Genomic DNA, 13323 nt, shown 5'->3' with positions numbered 1-13323 from the left:
TGAGAGCTGCGCGGGAGACGCGGCGACAGGGAGGATGACAGTGCGGGCGGAACCGGTGCTTGTGGCAGGATTGATCGAGGTGTGCCGCGCGACGATCGCGGCAAACAGCGATCACCTCTGCGCGCTCGATCGCGCCATCGGCGATGGCGATCACGGAACCAATATGCGGCGCGGCTGCGAGGCAGTCAGCGCCGAAGGCGAAAGCCTGTCCGGCCTGCCCTTCCCCGAGGCCATGGAAAAGATCGGCCTGACGCTGGTGATGAATGTCGGCGGTGCGGCCGGGCCGCTCTATGGCACGCTGCTGATGGAGATCGGCCGCGAACTTCGCAAAAGCGAGGAGAAGGCCGATTTTTCCTTCGTGCTGAAACAGGCGATCGACGCCGTGGCAAGACGCGGGCGGGCGCATGCCGGCGACAAGACCCTGCTCGACGTGCTCTATCCCGTCCATGCCGCCTTGGCGAAGCAGTCTCCACTCGGTGACGTCGCCCGCAAGGCCGAACGCTCGGCCAACAGAACCGCCGCGATGAAGGCAATGCGCGGGCGCGCCGCCTATCTCGGTGACCGCTCGATCGGCCATGTCGATCCCGGCGCGTCGAGCTGCGCGCTGCTGACCACGGCGATCTGCCGCTATCTCGGGGAGCATCGTCCGCAATGAATGGAAAGACCGCAAATGTGGGTATCGTGATCGTCTCCCACTCGCCGCTGGTGGCAAGGGGTATCGCCGACATGGTCAGGCAGATGGTGGGCGACAGCGTACCGCTCTCTTGGTCAGGCGGCAATGTCCATGGCGAACTCGGGACCGATGCCGGCGGCATCCTGAGAGCGATCGAGGCCGCCTGGTCCGAAGCCGGCGTCGCCGTCTTCGTCGATCTCGGCGGCGCCGAAACCAATAGCGAGATGGCGATCGAAATGCTGGGCCTTCCCCGCTCGGCCCTCGTCTCCATCTGCAACGCGCCGCTCGTCGAAGGCGCCGTCATCGCTGCCGCCGAGGCGTCGGGGGGCGCGTCGCTGGCCAAGGTCGTCGCCACAGCCGAGGAACTGTCCCCCTGATGACACCAGGATTGCGTAGTGAAAAACAGGAACCCGATCCATTGCACGTGAATTGCCAGACGGAGGTGGAAGTCAAGCACGGTGTCGGGCTGCATGCCCGCCCCTCCGTCACCTTCACGCGGCTTGCCAAGTCCTTCCCCTGTTCGATTGAGATTGCTGTCAACGGCAGCGACGTCTGGCTGAACGGCAAGAGCATCATCAAGATCATGGGCGCGAGAATCCGAAAAGGGTCGATCCTCAGGATCCGCGCCGACGGCATTCTCGCCGAAGAGGCGATCCGCGCGCTGAAGGAACTCATCGAGCGCAACTTCGATGAGGAAAAGAAACATGGCCGAACCGCTTAGACTGAAAGCGAAGAGCGCATCCCCGGGCATCGCATCCGGCCCGGCCTTTCTCGCGGAGGAGCCGAAGGCTCCTTCCGCTGCCGAGCGGCCGGGCGCTGCCCCTGCGTCCCGAGCCGTCGGTGGATACAGCGCGCTGGAGAAGGCGATCGATATCTCGATCGGCGAACTTGAGCACCTTGCCGAGGGAACCGATGCCGAAAGCCGGGATATCATCGATTTCCAGATCGAGGTGCTGCGCGATCCGACGATCGCGGAAGCGACCGGCGCACGCATGCAAGCCGACGAGAATGTCGTCTTCGCCTGGGTCGCCACCCTCGACGCCTATATCGGCGAACTCGAAGCAGCCGACGAGGAACAGATGCGGGCGCGCGCTGTCGATATTCTCGACATCAAGAACCGCGTGCTCGGTGCCTTGGCCGGCACCCCGATCGCTGATTTCCCGCCCGGCTCGGTCTTCGTTGGCAAGGACATGGAGCCGAGCCGCTTTCTCGCCCATGACTGGTCGAAAGGCGGCGGCATCGCGCTGTTTGCAGGCAGCACCGCCGGCCATGTCGCCCTGCTTGCCCGGGCGAAATCGGTGCCGATGGTGGTCGGCACAGGCCGCTTTTCGGCCGTAGACGGAGATCCGGTCAGGGTGGACGGCGACGCCGGTGCAGTCGTCCTGCAGGCGGGCGGCATGCTGAGCCCGCCGCTCGCACCTGCACAAATGCCCGCCGGCGACACGCAAACCAGCGGCAGTGAGCCGCGCACGGCGGACGGCGTGCCGATCCTGCTCTCCATCAACATCAACGATCCCGCCGAGATCGACGCGCTCGATCCGGCAACGGCAGGCGTCGGCCTGATGCGCTCGGAATTTTCAGTCACTTCGGTCGCCGATGCCGCCAACGAGGAGCGCCAGCTGGCGATCTATCGCCGCGTGCTGGAGCAGGCGGGCGACAGACCGGTGATCATAAGAATGCTCGATATCGGCGGCGACAAGCCGCTCGCCGGCCTGGCAGATCTGCCGGCTCTCTCCGCCTCAGGCCCGCGCGGCATCCGGCTGCTGCTTGCCCAGCCGGAAATCGCCCGCGTGCAGGCCCGCGCCCTGCTGCGCGCCGCCGTCTTCGGCAGGCTGTCGGTGATGCTGCCGATGGTGACCTTTCCCGACGAGGTCGACAGGATGCGCGAGCTATTCCGCGAGGAAGCCGAAAAGCTCGGCCGCCGCGCCATGCCCCACCGAATGCCGCCCATCGGCATGATGGTGGAGGTGCCTGCTGCGGCGTTGATGCTCGACACCTTCGGGTCCGCGGCATTCTTCTCGTTCGGAACCAACGATCTCACCCAATATCTCGCCGCCTCCACGCGCGACGACATCGAGGCCGATGCCGGCAAGGCAGCGCCCGCCGTACTCCGGCTGCTTGCCCAGGCGGTGAAGCTTGCCGCCGGCAAGCCGGTCAGCATCTGCGGCGACATGGCCGGCAATCCCAGCTATCTGCCAGGGCTGCTCGCCGCCGGCCTTCGGCATTTTTCCGTGGCGCCGGCACGGCGTCCCGCGATAAGATCGGCGATCATCGGCCTCAACGCCGATGGCACAAGGGCAGCCGGAGAATAGGATGGCGCGCGAAGACACCGAAGACGCCATTATCGCCTACAAGTCCATTCTGGCGCAGATTATCGACAACAGGCCATCCGGTACGCGCCAGCGCCTGGCGACGGCGCTTGGAAAACATCGCAGCTTCGTCACCCAGATCACCAGCCCGACCTATGCAACGCCGCTGCCGGCGCGCCATCTGGCGACGATCGTCCGCGTCTGCCATTTCAGCGCCGCCGAACAGGAGCGCTTTCTCGAAGCCTATCAGGCGGCCCATCCAGGCAAGCTGCCGGACCTCGGCCATTCCGAGAAATTGCGGCACCTGTCGCTGATGGTGCCCGACTTCGGCGACGAGAGGAAAAACCGGCTGTTGGAAGAGGCGATCTCCGATCTGGTGCAGAAGATCGTCGCGATTTCAGGGGCGAGTGAATAGTGAGTAGTAGGTAGGTTGACGTAACGTAATGTCTTTGGCCTTGGGAGGGGCTTGATGAAGAAGTTCATGAACACTGCGGAAACCATGGTCGCCGAAAGCGTCGAAGGCTTCGTGCGCGCCCATGAGACCTTGGTGGTGTTCGGGACCGAGCGCAGATGCATCCGCCGCCGCCATCTCACGCCTGGCAAGGTGGCGCTTATATCAGGCGGCGGCGCCGGCCATGAGCCGATGCATATCGGCTTCGTCGGCCACGGCATGTTGGATGCCGCCTGCGTCGGCCATATCTTCACCTCTCCGACACCGAGCCAGATCATCGCCGCCATCGAAGAGGCCGATACCGGCGCCGGCTGCCTGCTCGTGGTCAAGAACTATGACGGCGATCTGATGAATTTCGAAATGGCGATCGAGATGGCCGGCGACCGCCACAACATCGACATGGTCGTCGTCAGCGACGACATCGAAACGTCGCGGATCGGCGAAGGCAGAGGCCGACGCGGCGTCGCCGGAACGCTGATCGTCGAAAAGATCCTCGGCGCTGCGGCCGAACGCGGCATGACGCTTTCCGCGTTGAAACAGCTTGGGGAAGGATTGAATACGCGCATCCGCTCGATGGGTGTGGCGCTGAACGGCGTGACGGTGCCGCAGACCGAGCGCACCACATTTTCGCTCGGACCCGACGAAATGGAGATGGGCGTCGGCATTCATGGCGAGCCCGGCCATGCCAGGCAGCCCTTAGCCGCCTCCGACGCCATCATCGAGCATCTCTGCGAGACCATCGCCAACGACATCGCAGTAGCATCTAGCGCAAGGGCACTGCTCTTCATCAACGGCCTCGGCGGGACGCCGCCGGCCGAACTCTACCTCGCCTATAACAGCGCCCGCCGTTTCATCGAGGAAAGAGGCATTCCTATCGAGCGCTCGCTGGTCGGAACCTACGTCACCTCGCTCGACATGCAGGGACTGTCCGTCACCCTCGCCCTCCTGACCAACGAGGAGATCGCGCTGTGGGATGCCCCGGTGGCGACCGCAGCGCTAAATTGGCCGTAAGAGTTCCCCAGGCGTCAGAGGTAAAGCGCTGCCATCTTCCGCCATGCGCCGGCACGGTGGGCGCGACCATCCCACACATGCAGCTGATGGCCGACATTCTTGTCCGCGAGCAGCCGGCTGAGATAGCGGTTGTTGTCGAGGAAAGGATCGGCATCGCCGATGGTGAGAACGATGTCGAGCTGACGCAGCCTGTCGAGCCGCCAGTCGTCGCCAAGTCCCGGCAGGAAATGCGCGGGCATGTGGAAATAGACGCTGTCGTCGTAATAGCCGTCGAACAGGTCGCCGAAGGATTCCACCCTCATCGTCAGGTCGTAGCGGCCGGAAAAGGCGACGAGCTTGCGGAAGAGATGCGGATGACGAAAGAACAGACTTGCCGCCTGGAAGGCGCCGAGGCTGCAGCCATGCACGATGGTGCAGTCATGCGAATTCTTCGCCGCCATCAGCGGTAGCACCTCGTGCAGGATATAATCCTCCAGGGCGCCGTGCCGGCGGATGCGCTCGGCCGGGTGATGGTGGAAGGCATAGAAGGTCTCGGCCGCCAGACCCTCGATGCAGTAAAGCTGCAGATGGCCGGCCTCGAGCTTGTCTGCGAGGCTTGCGACCAGCCCGAGCTGTTCATATTCGAAGAAGCGCCCGTCCCGCGTCGGAAAGACCAGCACCTTGGCGCCGGCATGGCCGAACACCAGCATCTCCATGTCTCGATGCAGACGCTGACTGTACCAGCGCAGATATTCGCGGTTCATGGCACCCTGAAAAACTGTCCGATCTTGTCGCGGAGAACCGCCTCTTGCTCAGCACTTCCAAGGTAATCGAAATGCCCGGCATCCAGGATGAAGATTTCATTAAATTTCGGTAGCGCATTTGCGACAGCAAACTGGCAGGGCGGCGCGACGGAAGGATCGAACAAAGCGACGGCAACCAGCATCGGCACCTTGATCCGCGCAGCGGCCGTTGCCGCATCGTAGAGGCGAAGCGTTTCGAGCACATCCGGATGTTTCTTATGATACTCCTGCACCGACTGCGCACTGCCGACTGTCGGAAGCGTCAGCCGCAGCGGCTGATCCCCGAAGCTGGGCAGCGCCAGATGGCCGCGATCGATGCGCTGGTCGTAAGCGATCGCCATCGCCCCGACACCGCCGCCGAAGCTGATGCCGCTATAGCCGATATGCCCTGAAAGCCAGGGATAGAGTGCAACAAGCGTCGAGACGGCAAGCCAGATATCCTCGACGCAGCCGCCGATGATATAGGATTTGGGCTTGTCGATATCGTGCAGCACATGCCAGGAGGGATTCTGCGAGATCGGCGGACGAGCGCTAAGCGATAGCCCGCGGCAACAGGGAAAAAGCACTGCCGTTTCCTTGACCGGCAGATCGACTTCAGGCCGATCCCGCCCGCCATAACCATGCCCGACGACGAGGCCGCGCCGCACCTCCCCCTGACGCGGCAGGATGAGCCAGCCGCCGATCCTGAATGAACCGGTCGAGATATAGACGAGATCGAGCACGTGCCAGTCGGCATGGGTGATCTTGCTCCGGCGCAGCACCGGCTGCGGATCAACCGTCAGTGCCTTCAAATAGCGCGCCTCCCAGAAATCATCGAAACCCGCAGGCGCCTCGGGCGGCTTGACCGCCATAAGCTCTTCGATCTGCATGCCGTAGGTCGGGTCGAAATCAAAAGGGTGTGTCTTCGGAATACTCATCCAGACTTTGTCCAGTGAAAACGCCGTCGGCGCAAGGTTCTGCATGCGCCGGCCGATAAACCTTGCTTGAACGCTGGACCCCTTTACGCGGCGTCAGTCGCCTCGTGTCGCTGGGATGTATCAAAGAGCCGGCGCCCGATGGCGCGCGCCGCTTCCAGATGAGCGGTCGCATGATCCTCTCCGGTTTCGAGCAGCAGCTCGGATGTCACGACGGGCGCGCCGCAATAATCGAAGATCCCGTGATCGATCTGCGTCTTCATCGCACCGAAATAGCCGCGCCGCGTATAGGTGCCGGCATCGGCGCCGCCGAGGCCGACCAGATGCACCGGCAGACGGCCGAGCAGCTTCACCAGCCCGGCATCCGAGCGATCGTCATAGGCCCAGCCATTGGTGAACACCCGGTCGATCCATCCCTTGAGAAGGCCCGGCATCGACCACCAATAGACGGGATAGACGAGCACCAGCGCATCGGCGCGGTCGATCCTTGCCTGCTCGGCGGCGACATCGGCGGGCAGCACCCCTTTCCTCAGATGCCGAGCAATATCGGCTGCGGTGAACCGGGGATCGAAGCTCTCGGCCGCGAGATCGGCAAACTCGACGGAATGGCCGGCATCGGAAAGTGTGACGCCTTCGGCAAGATGGGCGGCGACGCCGTGGGTGAGCGACTGGGGATCGGGATGCGCGACGACGATGAGCGCGTGCATGCAGAAAACTCCTATTGAATGATTGCGGACGGAAGGCGCGGGCTGTATACCTTTGGTAAGCTACTTTCAGTAAGTTACTTTTGGTATATAGTGATGTCAAGCGCCGAAACAACAGGTCAGCCGACCGATCCGCAACCGCGCCGCCGCCTATCGCGGCAGGATCGGCATCGCCAGCTGCTCGACGTCGCTTGGCAGATCGCCCGTGACGAGGGAACGGAAGCGCTGACCCTCGGCCGGCTTTCCGAGCGGGCGGGTGTAACGAAACCCGTGGTCTATGATCATTTCGAAACCCGCCCCGGCCTGCTCGCAGCGCTCTACCGCGAATTCGACGCCCGCCAGACGGCTGTGATGGACGCAGCCCTTGCGGCAAGCCAGCCGTCGCTTGCCGACCGGGCCACAGTCATCGCCACCTCCTATGTCGACTGCGTGCTGCTTCAGGGCCGCGAAATCCCCGGTGTGATCGCAGCACTTGCCGGCTCGCCGGAACTCGAAAGGATCAAGCGCGAATACGAAGCTGCCTTCATCGAGAAATGCCGCATCGCGCTTTCGCCCTTTACCGGTGCCGGCACGATCGCCGCAGCCGGCCTCTGGGCCATGCTCGGCGCCGCCGAAGCCCTCTCCTATGCCGCCGCGTCGGGCGACATCACCGCCGTCGAGGCAAAGAACGAACTCTTCGAAACCATCGTTGCGATGGTGGCGAGAAGTATGGGCGGCGGCACGCATCCCGATCACCTGCGCAGTACGGCCGGCCTCGCATCGAGATGATCCGGCGGGAATAGCTGTATCGAATCCACCGCCCGCTTCGCCATGGAACTCGGTTATTTCGCGACCCTGGTGAGCGACGCGACGGCCGCCTTCTCGCACCTAATGATGCGTGCGGCGCACAAGCTGAACGGCCCGACCTACGCCCATGCTATTCTGACGATGGCCGAACTTATCGAAGTCTTGCCCAAGGCGTCTGCTTCAAAGGACAATGCCATGACCATGCTCTTCAAACTGCTCACTAGTGCCGGCTCGGAATCCCTGAACCGCGACCGGCGCAGGTTCCTGACCACCGCGGCGATCGGGATCGCCGCCGCGGGCGCGACCAGCCTGTTTCCGTCCTATCAGGCATCGGCTGCTACGGGAGATGCGATCCGCCCGTTTCGCGTCGACACTCCCGAGGCGGACCTCCTCGACCTTCGCCGGCGCGTGCTGGCAACACGCTGGCCCGAACGCGAGACGGTAGACGACCAGTCGCAGGGCATACAGCTCGAAAAGATCAAGCCGCTCGTCGATTATTGGGGCACCGGCTACGACTGGCGAAAGGCGGAAGCGAAGCTGAACGCGCTGCCGCAGTTCATCACCGAGATCGACGGCCTAGACATCCACTTCATTCACGTCCACTCGAAACATCCGAATGCCCTGCCCGTCATCATCACCCATGGCTGGCCGGGATCGGTATTCGAGAACCTCAAGATCATCGGCCCGCTCACCGATCCGACCGCTCATGGCGGACGCGCCGAAGATGCGTTCGACGTGGTCATTCCGTCGATGCCGGGCTACGGCTTCTCCGGCAAGCCGACCGGCACCGGCTGGGGGCCGGACCGCATCGCACGGGCCTGGGCGGAACTGATGAAGCGCCTCGCTTACAGCAGCTACGTCGCCCAGGGCGGCGACTGGGGCTCGCCGGTCTCCGGCGCGATGGCACGGCTCGCGCCACAAGGTCTGCTCGGCATCCACATCAACCTGCCGGCTGTCGTGCCGCCCGAAGTTGCCGCGGTGCTCGCCGCCGGCGGGCCGGCGCCGCAGCGACTCTCCACCGAGGAACGCGCGGCGTTCGATGCCCTCAGCGCCGCAGCCAAGATGGGGAACAGGTCCTATGCCACGATGATGGGCACGAGGCCGCAGACGATCGGCTACGTCATATCGGACTCCCCGGCCGGCCTTGCGGCATGGACGCTCGGTCATCCAGGCTTCGCGCACTGGACCTACGACAGCAGTGATCCCGAAAAGTCTCCCGACGAGGTGCTCGACGACATCACGCTTTACTGGTTGACCAACAGCGCCGCTTCCTCGGCCCGGATCTACTGGGAATATGGCGGCGGGCGCAGTCCCGTCCTTGCGGCCGGGGAGAAGACCTCCAAGATCGCGCTTCCGGTCGCCATCACCGTCTTTCCTGGGGAGAGCTATCAGGCCCCGGAGACATGGGCCCGTCGCGCCTATCGCAACCTTATCTATTTCCACAAGGTCGACAAGGGCGGCCACTTCGCCGCCTGGGAGCAGCCGGAACTCTTCTCCGCCGAGCTTCGAGCAGCGTTCAGGCCGCTGCGCCGACCGATATGAGAGGAGCGGCGGCCCCTCGCCGCTCCAGGGATGCTGCCGCGGCCCTGCCGCTTCCCGGCCTCGGCATCAGTCCGTATTCTGCCCCGCCGCCGTGAGGATCAGCTTTGAGATCTCGTCCGGGTGGGAGATCAACGACAGATGGCTAGCCTGGATTTCAATGGTTTTCGCCCCCATGCGCTTGGCCATGAAGCGTTCGAGATCGGGATTGATCGTCCGGTCCTCGGTCGAGACGGCATACCAGCTCGGCTTCGAACGCCAAGCAGCCTGTGTCGTCTTGCCGGTCAGCAGCGCCTTTTGAAACGGCTGCTGCACGGCGTAAAGAACTTTCGCCTTCGCCTCCGGCAGGTCGCCGGCAAAATCACGCAGGAATGCTTCCTCGCTGAGGCGTCCCTCGTCGCCGTCGAAGACGATGCCGGCCGAAGCCGGCGGCGTCGGGAAGGTTTTGGCGAGAGCGGTATAATCCTCACCTGCATCCGGCGCCCGCGCCGCGACATAGACGAGCGCCGAAACATTGGGGTGCACGCCTGCCTCGGTGACCATCATGCCGGAAAACGAATGCCCAACCAGAACCGTCGGGCCATCCTGCCGGTCGAGCACCCGCTTTACGGCAGCGACGGCCTCGGGCAGCGTCGTCAGCGGGTTCTGCACCGCCGTGGCATTGAGCCCGCCCGCCTGCAGGCGGGCGATCACCTCGGTCCAGCACGAGCCGTCGGCAAACAGCCCGTGCGCCAGCACGACGTTGCGCGCCTTAACGGGAGAGGATGTCGCGGCCATACCGCGGGTGGCAAGCAGAGAAGCGGCGGCGCCGGCAACAAGGGCGGCCGAGAATGTCCGTCTGTTCATCATCATGATCTGGTTCCTTATGCGTCCAGGAATTGAAGGATCGAAAGCATGTCGGCTCGGGACCGAAGAACCGAAGCCAAGTCAAAATTGGTTGGTCTGTGATGCCGTGTCGGAACGGTTCGCTTTGCCCGGCGCGAGGCGCTGGCCTTCGTCGCGTTGCGGCTCCCGTCGTATTCAAATCGGTATTTGAAGCGGCTTCGTGTATGCAGAAGCCTACTCGCTGGAGATTTATGTATTCCCATCCGACATAAAGTCAATTATTGAATACGTAACACCTTCGTGATGTCATCAGTGTATACGCGAGGCGGTACGTCAATCACATTTGCATACACAATCGATCGAGCCGTCGATGCTGAAACAGATCGGAGAAAACGGAATGGCGAATGGTTTCGAAACCGAGGATGACGGCGATGATCGCGGGCTGCTCTCCGACCGCATTCGCAACGCCCTGACGGACGAGATCGCCACCGGCACGCTGGCGGCGGGCGCAGCGTTGGACGAACAGCAGCTTGCCGATCGCTTCGGCGCCTCCCGCACGCCGGTGCGCGAAGCGTTGCGTCAGCTGGCGGCGGGCGGCCTCGTCGAGCTACGCGCCCGGCGCGGCGGCGTCGTCGCCCGTATGACGCCGGAACGCATCATGGAGATGTTCGAGACGGTGGCCGAAATCGAGGCCGTCTGCGTCAGGCTCGCCACCTACCGCATGACGCCGCTGGAGCGCAGCCGTCTGATCGAACTGCACGATCTCTCCCAGCCGATCGTAGAAGCCGGAAATTTCGATGCCTATGACAGCTTCAACCGCCAATTCCATGAAGCCATCTATCACGCCACCCACAATGGCTTCCTTGCCGAACAGGCGATCGCCGTGCGCAACCGCCTGAACGCCTTCCGGCGCACGCAATTGCGCCAGGGCGAACGGCTGCGCCGATCCCGGGACGAACACGAGGCGATCATGCAGGCGATCGCCGAAGGCGACGGCGAGATGGCATCTCGGCGCATGCGCGCCCACATGCTGAATGCCGCCACCTCGCTCAGCCGTTTCATCGAAACCAACAAGCCGGGGGGAGTTTGACGTTCCTACGGCACGGGGCAGCGGTATTTATAGGCGATCAACGTCGTCATCAGCTCGTCGCCGGTGGCCTCGCGTATGCCGGGATTCTCTTCCAGGAATGTACACAACGTATTGCTGATTGCTTCCGCCGTCGTTCCAACCGGCACACAGACGTTTACCCCAACGGAGTTGGCAAAATACGCCGAGTTCACCATTGCTTTCGGCGCGGGAACGACTTCGGTGAAAATTCGGCGGGCCAGATACTCGTCCCGGTTCCACTTGTCCAACCAACCCGCGACATATCCGACGACAAACTGCCGTGAGCCGCCGCAATCAGAATAAAGGAGGTCACCGCTGGAAAATCCGGCAGGAATCTTTGCAGAAACCGTTGCTAAAAGGGTGGCGATAAGAATGCCCGACATCACATCTCCAAAGCTCGCAATAACGCAGAGCTTTGATCGGGACCGTGTCGGAAGTTAGCTTAAAACGTGTCTTCTTTTTTGCTGCAACTAAAAACAAAATGGCCGTTAATTTCACCTCAGCCTCAATCGAACCGACTGACCTCAAGCCCGCTGCCGACTGGCAGCAGCACGCTTGATATCCCGGGCTTGGCACGGACAGCCTCACCATAGCGTTTGAGATCGTCACCTCCCGGGCGCAGCATGTTGTCGGCGACGATGATCGCGCCCGGATTGAGCTTGGGATAGAAAGCCTCGAGGCATGGAACGTAAAGATCCTTCCAGAGATCCACCAGCACGAAGTCGATGCCGGAGGAAAGCGCGCCGATCATCTGGACGGCGTCGCCAACCTTGAATTCCACATGCTCTGCGAGCCCTGCCTTGACGGCCATGTCGCGTGCGTAGGCCGACTTGTAGTCGTGCATTTCCATGGTGATCAGCCGCCCGCCGGAAGCGCGCGCGGCTTCCGCCAGCCATATCCCGGAATAACCGAAGGAGGTGCCGAGTTCGAGAATGGTCGGGCTCTTGAGGCTCTTGGCGAGGATATTGATAAACTGTCCGGTCGCAGGTCCGACCACGCGTAGCCGCTGATCCTCCCCTCCATCGCGCCCGCCGGGAGGCAGTTCGCGCGGGCTGTTATGCTCCGTCTCGATCATCGCGTGATAGATCTCGAGCACGTCCTGGATTCTGCTATCCATTGTCTTCTCCATAACCGCTGATCGGCCGATCATTGCCCAACCGGAACACCGCCGGAAAGTTAAACTTTGGCAATCATCGCCATTGCTGGCTCCCTTGCGGTTGCACATGCCGCCGTCGTCGGCTACATCATGCCGTCAATGGTCGGGTCACCCGGCCACGTAAGCGTTAACGTCACTCAACGCGTATGATCGAACGGCTTTGCGGCTTCGATCTGCGCGACTGTGTCCTGCGGATCGAGCTTTAAAGCCCCGGAAGGACACATGGATAACAATCAACTCAAAGATCAGATTTCACCGGCCCCCGGCGTCGAACGGGTCCGCCACGACACGCGGCGGCGCACCCTCATGGTCGAAAGCATTGTCGACATCACCCCCGGCATGCGCCGCATCACATTGTCCGGCGATGATCTTGCCGATTTCATCAGCCTTGCGCCCGACGACCACATCAAGATTTTCGTACCGGCCGCCGATGGCAGCGAAGAACGCCGTGACTACACGCCGCGCCGCTACGATAACACCGAACGAAAACTGACCATCGACTTCGCCTTGCATGAGGCAGGGCCGGCAACCCAATGGGCGATCAATTCGCGCCCCGGCGACAGGCTCGAGATCGGCGGACCAAGGGGCTCCGCCGTAGTGTCGAAGACCGTAAAACGATGGCTGCTGATCGGCGATGAAACCGCGCTGCCGGCGATCGGCCGCCGGATCGAGGAGAGCAGTGCCGGAACCCTCATCACCACAATCGCAGCCGTCACCGGCCCGTTGGAAGAACAAGTCTTCGAGACATCAGCTGAACTGCACGCCCACTGGGTGCACCGGCCTCTGTCTCAGGCAACCGATGCCACCGCGCTGCTGAAACTGTTGAGCACGGTCGATATCAAACCGGAAACCTTCATCTGGGTGGCGGCGGAAGCCTCGGTGACACGCGATATCCGCGCCTACCTGCTGGATCGAGGTTGCCCGCTCAGCTGGATCAAGGCATCCGGCTACTGGGTGTTCGGCAAGGCCGATACGACCGAGAAATTCGGCTAGGACCAACCCGCATTCCGGATTCCATTTGGTGATGAGTTCTGACTTCCTTCGTTCCGGATTTTATGATCCGGA

The 13323-nt window shown here is 62.7% G+C and carries 16 protein-coding genes; 10 read left to right on the top strand and 6 right to left on the bottom strand.

All coding sequences use genetic code 11. The features are described 5' to 3' along the window. Positions 1-34 precede the first annotated feature (34 nt). Genes dhaL through dhaK form a run of 6 tightly spaced genes read left to right on the top strand, consistent with a single transcriptional unit; the run spans position 35 to position 4444 of the window. Complete coding sequence (dhaL, locus tag A6U98_RS22945) at positions 35-655, top strand: dihydroxyacetone kinase subunit DhaL (protein WP_064653010.1); 621 nt, start codon at positions 35-37, stop codon at positions 653-655. After that, complete coding sequence (gene dhaM, locus A6U98_RS22940) at positions 652-1050, top strand: dihydroxyacetone kinase phosphoryl donor subunit DhaM (protein ID WP_064653008.1); 399 nt, start codon at positions 652-654, stop codon at positions 1048-1050. Before dhaL ends, dhaM begins: the two co-directional genes overlap by 4 nt. Next, a complete protein-coding gene (locus tag A6U98_RS22935) occupies positions 1050-1394 on the top strand; it encodes an HPr family phosphocarrier protein (protein ID WP_017960902.1) in 345 nt (114 codons plus the stop codon). The genes dhaM and A6U98_RS22935 overlap by 1 nt, the downstream gene beginning before the upstream one ends. Next, positions 1378-2985: a putative PEP-binding protein gene (locus A6U98_RS22930; protein WP_064653006.1), complete on the top strand. Its 1608-nt coding sequence runs from the start codon at positions 1378-1380 to the stop codon at positions 2983-2985. The genes A6U98_RS22935 and A6U98_RS22930 overlap by 17 nt, the downstream gene beginning before the upstream one ends. Position 2986: 1 nt before the next feature. Continuing rightward, positions 2987-3397, top strand: a complete 411-nt coding sequence (locus tag A6U98_RS22925; protein ID WP_064653004.1) for a hypothetical protein — start codon at positions 2987-2989, stop codon at positions 3395-3397. Positions 3398-3451: 54 nt separating this feature from the next. Then, positions 3452-4444 carry a dihydroxyacetone kinase subunit DhaK gene (gene dhaK, locus A6U98_RS22920; RefSeq protein ID WP_064653002.1) on the top strand — a complete coding sequence of 331 codons (993 nt, stop codon included), beginning with the start codon at positions 3452-3454 and terminating at the stop codon, positions 4442-4444. A 14-nt stretch (positions 4445-4458) separates the two neighbouring features. On the opposite strand, the gene A6U98_RS22915 is transcribed toward dhaK, so the two are convergent. From A6U98_RS22915 to A6U98_RS22905, 3 genes are all read right to left on the bottom strand, one after another. Further along, positions 4459-5187, bottom strand: a complete 729-nt coding sequence (locus A6U98_RS22915; protein WP_064653001.1) for an alpha/beta hydrolase-fold protein — start codon at positions 5185-5187, stop codon at positions 4459-4461. Further along, positions 5184-6143, bottom strand: coding sequence for an acetylxylan esterase (locus A6U98_RS22910; protein WP_064653094.1), 960 nt, complete (start codon positions 6141-6143; stop codon positions 5184-5186). The genes A6U98_RS22915 and A6U98_RS22910 overlap by 4 nt, the downstream gene beginning before the upstream one ends. 83 nt (positions 6144-6226) lie before the next feature. Beyond that, positions 6227-6847: an NAD(P)H-dependent oxidoreductase gene (locus A6U98_RS22905; RefSeq protein ID WP_064652999.1), complete on the bottom strand. Its 621-nt coding sequence runs from the start codon at positions 6845-6847 to the stop codon at positions 6227-6229. A 93-nt stretch (positions 6848-6940) separates the two neighbouring features. Between A6U98_RS22905 and A6U98_RS22900 the strand changes: the two genes are divergently transcribed. Together A6U98_RS22900 and A6U98_RS22895 are read left to right on the top strand one after the other, a co-directional pair. Then, positions 6941-7612, top strand: a complete 672-nt coding sequence (locus tag A6U98_RS22900; protein WP_064652997.1) for a TetR/AcrR family transcriptional regulator — start codon at positions 6941-6943, stop codon at positions 7610-7612. A gap of 42 nt (positions 7613-7654) precedes the next feature. Next, positions 7655-9172 carry an epoxide hydrolase family protein gene (locus A6U98_RS22895; RefSeq protein ID WP_156667879.1) on the top strand — a complete coding sequence of 506 codons (1518 nt, stop codon included), beginning with the start codon at positions 7655-7657 and terminating at the stop codon, positions 9170-9172. A gap of 66 nt (positions 9173-9238) precedes the next feature. On the opposite strand, the gene A6U98_RS22890 is transcribed toward A6U98_RS22895, so the two are convergent. Then, on the bottom strand, positions 9239-10021 hold the full coding sequence (locus A6U98_RS22890; protein ID WP_064652995.1) for an alpha/beta hydrolase: 783 nt from the start codon (positions 10019-10021) through the stop codon (positions 9239-9241). Positions 10022-10391: 370 nt separating this feature from the next. Here A6U98_RS22890 and A6U98_RS22885 point away from each other — a divergent pair, with 370 nt between their 5' ends. Continuing rightward, the gene (locus A6U98_RS22885; RefSeq protein WP_064652993.1) at positions 10392-11084 is read left to right on the top strand and encodes a GntR family transcriptional regulator; all 693 of its coding nucleotides are present in this window, start codon (positions 10392-10394) and stop codon (positions 11082-11084) included. A gap of 5 nt (positions 11085-11089) precedes the next feature. Here the strand turns inward: A6U98_RS22885 and A6U98_RS22880 are convergent, their stop codons facing one another. Further along, positions 11090-11485, bottom strand: coding sequence for a Rap1a/Tai family immunity protein (locus A6U98_RS22880; protein WP_064652991.1), 396 nt, complete (start codon positions 11483-11485; stop codon positions 11090-11092). A gap of 122 nt (positions 11486-11607) precedes the next feature. Further along, the gene (locus tag A6U98_RS22875; protein ID WP_064652989.1) at positions 11608-12219 is read right to left on the bottom strand and encodes a DUF1442 domain-containing protein; all 612 of its coding nucleotides are present in this window, start codon (positions 12217-12219) and stop codon (positions 11608-11610) included. Between the two features lie 261 nt (positions 12220-12480). Here A6U98_RS22875 and A6U98_RS22870 point away from each other — a divergent pair, with 261 nt between their 5' ends. Then, positions 12481-13251: a siderophore-interacting protein gene (locus tag A6U98_RS22870; protein ID WP_064652987.1), complete on the top strand. Its 771-nt coding sequence runs from the start codon at positions 12481-12483 to the stop codon at positions 13249-13251. Positions 13252-13323: the final 72 nt, after the last annotated feature.

This window comes from Rhizobium sp. WYCCWR10014 (assembly GCF_001657485.1).
Classification (GTDB): Bacteria; Pseudomonadota; Alphaproteobacteria; order Rhizobiales; family Rhizobiaceae; genus Rhizobium.
The sequence above is the reverse complement of the archived record's forward strand: the minus strand, read 5'-3'. Positions and strand labels throughout refer to the sequence as shown.

Excerpts from the sequence above, each read along its gene's own strand:
- A6U98_RS22870 (WP_064652987.1), top strand. The coding sequence starts at position 12,481 with ATGGATAACAATCAACTCAAAGATCAGATTTCACCGGCCCCCGGCGTC.
- dhaL (WP_064653010.1), top strand. The coding sequence starts at position 35 with ATGACAGTGCGGGCGGAACCGGTGCTTGTGGCAGGATTGATCGAGGTG.
- A6U98_RS22890 (WP_064652995.1), bottom strand. The coding sequence starts at position 10,021 with ATGATGATGAACAGACGGACATTCTCGGCCGCCCTTGTTGCCGGCGCC.
- A6U98_RS22915 (WP_064653001.1), bottom strand. The coding sequence starts at position 5,187 with ATGAACCGCGAATATCTGCGCTGGTACAGTCAGCGTCTGCATCGAGAC.
- A6U98_RS22885 (WP_064652993.1), top strand. The coding sequence starts at position 10,392 with ATGGCGAATGGTTTCGAAACCGAGGATGACGGCGATGATCGCGGGCTG.
- A6U98_RS22925 (WP_064653004.1), top strand. The coding sequence starts at position 2,987 with ATGGCGCGCGAAGACACCGAAGACGCCATTATCGCCTACAAGTCCATT.
- A6U98_RS22905 (WP_064652999.1), bottom strand. The coding sequence starts at position 6,847 with ATGCACGCGCTCATCGTCGTCGCGCATCCCGATCCCCAGTCGCTCACC.
- A6U98_RS22875 (WP_064652989.1), bottom strand. The coding sequence starts at position 12,219 with ATGGATAGCAGAATCCAGGACGTGCTCGAGATCTATCACGCGATGATC.
- A6U98_RS22880 (WP_064652991.1), bottom strand. The coding sequence starts at position 11,485 with ATGTCGGGCATTCTTATCGCCACCCTTTTAGCAACGGTTTCTGCAAAG.
- A6U98_RS22895 (WP_156667879.1), top strand. The coding sequence starts at position 7,655 with ATGGAACTCGGTTATTTCGCGACCCTGGTGAGCGACGCGACGGCCGCC.
- A6U98_RS22930 (WP_064653006.1), top strand. The coding sequence starts at position 1,378 with ATGGCCGAACCGCTTAGACTGAAAGCGAAGAGCGCATCCCCGGGCATC.
- A6U98_RS22900 (WP_064652997.1), top strand. The coding sequence starts at position 6,941 with ATGTCAAGCGCCGAAACAACAGGTCAGCCGACCGATCCGCAACCGCGC.
- A6U98_RS22935 (WP_017960902.1), top strand. The coding sequence starts at position 1,050 with ATGACACCAGGATTGCGTAGTGAAAAACAGGAACCCGATCCATTGCAC.
- A6U98_RS22910 (WP_064653094.1), bottom strand. The coding sequence starts at position 6,143 with ATGAGTATTCCGAAGACACACCCTTTTGATTTCGACCCGACCTACGGC.
- dhaK (WP_064653002.1), top strand. The coding sequence starts at position 3,452 with ATGAAGAAGTTCATGAACACTGCGGAAACCATGGTCGCCGAAAGCGTC.
- dhaM (WP_064653008.1), top strand. The coding sequence starts at position 652 with ATGAATGGAAAGACCGCAAATGTGGGTATCGTGATCGTCTCCCACTCG.